At 65.4% G+C, this 2,343-nt stretch carries 1 protein-coding gene; it reads left to right on the forward strand.

Annotation, left to right across the window (positions count from 1 at the left end; all coding sequences use genetic code 11):
• Positions 1 to 293: 293 nt before the first annotated feature.
• The coding region (locus WCE35_RS23850; protein WP_424595769.1) for an elongation factor G at positions 294 to 2,343 on the forward strand (2,050 nt) is incomplete at its 3' end.

Here is a 2,343-nt window from a genome sequence, read left to right on the forward strand (position 1 = left end):
GAACAATTCGATCTGCTTTCGGGCGCAAGTATTTCTTCCGGGAAGTACAGCGATTATTGCAAGGTTGCCACGATGTTTTTCAGGGAAATCAGCAAGCTTTCTCACGCTGAAGCCGGGATGATCATGCGCGATATGTTCGCTGACCGATAGCCCGGCGGAACTCCGAGCCGTCGGATTCCCGCCCTAAGTCGCACCGCAGCGACGTTTTTCCGACTTGCCAAATCCTCGGGACGGGCGGAGCATCCGACCCGCCGACCCAATCAAGGGCCGAGCTCCAAGACAAGGAGGCGGCGATGGGACAAGACGTCAGAAGTCCCCGCGGTCCACGGTGCATTGCGCTGGTGGGCCCTTTCCAGAGCGGTAAAACCACACTTCTTGAAGCCATACTGGCACGAACGGGCGCCATCCCGCGCGCCGGCAGCGTCGATGCCGGAACTTCCCATGGCGATGCCAGCCCCGAGGCACGCCAGCACAAGATGGGCACCGGCCTCACGGCCGCCACGACGAATTTCATGGGCGACAGCTACACCTTCATCGATTGTCCGGGCTCCGTCGAGTTCGCGCACGACATGCGCGCCGCCCTTCCGGCGGTCGATGCCGCGGTCGTGGTCTGCGAGGCCGACGAGAAGAAGCTGCCGCAACTGCAGATCATCCTGCGCGAGCTCGAGGATTTTGGCATTCCGCGCTTCCTGTTCCTGAACAAGATCGATCGCGCCTCCAAGCGCATCCGCGAGACGCTTGCGACCTTGCAGCCGGCCTCGCGCGTGCCGCTGGTGCTGCGGCAGATTCCGATCTGGAACGGCGAACTGATCGAAGGTTTTGTCGACCTCGCGCTGGAGCGCGCCTTCATCTATCGCGAACACAAGGCGTCCGAGGTGGTGGCGCTCGAAGGCGGCAATCTCGACCGCGAAAGGGAAGCGCGCTTCTCGATGCTGGAAAAGCTCGCCGATCATGACGACGCGCTGATGGAGCAACTGCTCGAGGACATCCAGCCGCCGCGCGATGCGGTGTTCGACGACCTCGCCCGTGAATTGCGCGAAGGCCTGATCTGTCCGGTGCTGCTCGGCTCGGCCGCGCGCGAGAACGGCGTGCTGCGCCTGATGAAGGCGCTGCGGCATGAATCACCCGGCGTCGCCGAGACCGCCAGGCGTCTTGGCGCGTCGTCGGCCAAAAATCCGCCCAAGGATGCGCTGGCCTATGTGCTCAAGACCGTGCATCTGCAGCATGGCGGCAAACTGTCGCTGACGCGGCTCTTGGCCGGGCATCTCGACGACGGCGCGACGCTGCAGGCTTCGTCGGGCGAGACCGGACGGGTATCGGGCATCCTTGGGGTCAACGGTACGCATGACAGCAAGCGCGCATCCGCCGAAGCCGGCGACACCGTCGCACTCGGCAAGCTCGATGGCGTCAAGACCGGCGACACGCTGTCGAGCGGCAAGACCGCGCCACCGGCGCTGGTGCAGGTCGAGGCGACGCCGCCGGTGCTGGCGCTGTCGCTATCGGCGACCGACCGCAAGGACGACGTCAAGCTCGGCCAGGCGTTGGCGCGGCTGAACGAGGAAGATCCCTCGCTGACCATGATCCATAATCCGCGCACCCACGACATCGTGCTGTGGGGGCAGGGCGAGATGCATCTGCGGGTCGCGCTGGAGCGCCTGCGCGACCGCTTTGGCGTCAATGTCAAATCGCAGCCGCCGGCGATCGGCTATCAGGAGACGATCCGCAAGGCGATCACCCAGCGCGGCCGGCACAAGAAGCAATCCGGCGGTCACGGCCAGTTCGGCGACGTGGTGCTTGAGATCAAGCCGATGCCGCGTGGCTCGGGTTTCGAATTCCACGAAAAGGTGGTCGGCGGCGCGGTGCCGCGCAACTATATCGGCGCGGTGGAGGAGGGCGTGGTTGACAGCCTGTCGCGCGGGCCGCTCGGCTTTCCCGTCATCGACCTTCACGTCACGCTGACGGACGGTTCCTATCACAGCGTGGATTCTTCCGATCTCGCCTTCCGCACCGCCGCACGGGTCGGCATGAGCGAAGCGTTGCCGCAGTGCCAGCCGGTGCTGCTGGAGCCGATCCATCAGGTGGAGATCGTCTGCCCGACCGACGCCACGGCGAAGATCAATGCCATTCTCTCGGCAAGGCGCGGCCAGATCCTCGGCTTCGACACCCGCGAGGGCTGGCCGGGATGGGACTGTGTCCGCGCCACCATGCCGGAAGCCGAAATCGGCGACCTGATCGTGGAGCTGCGCTCGGCCACCGCCGGCGCCGGCGGTTTCACCCGGCAGTTCGACCGCATGGCCGAGGTCACCGGCCGCGCCGCCGACCAGATCATCGCCGCGCATCGGG

This window comes from Bradyrhizobium sp., assembly GCF_049691595.1.
GTDB lineage: Bacteria > Pseudomonadota > Alphaproteobacteria > Rhizobiales > Xanthobacteraceae > Bradyrhizobium.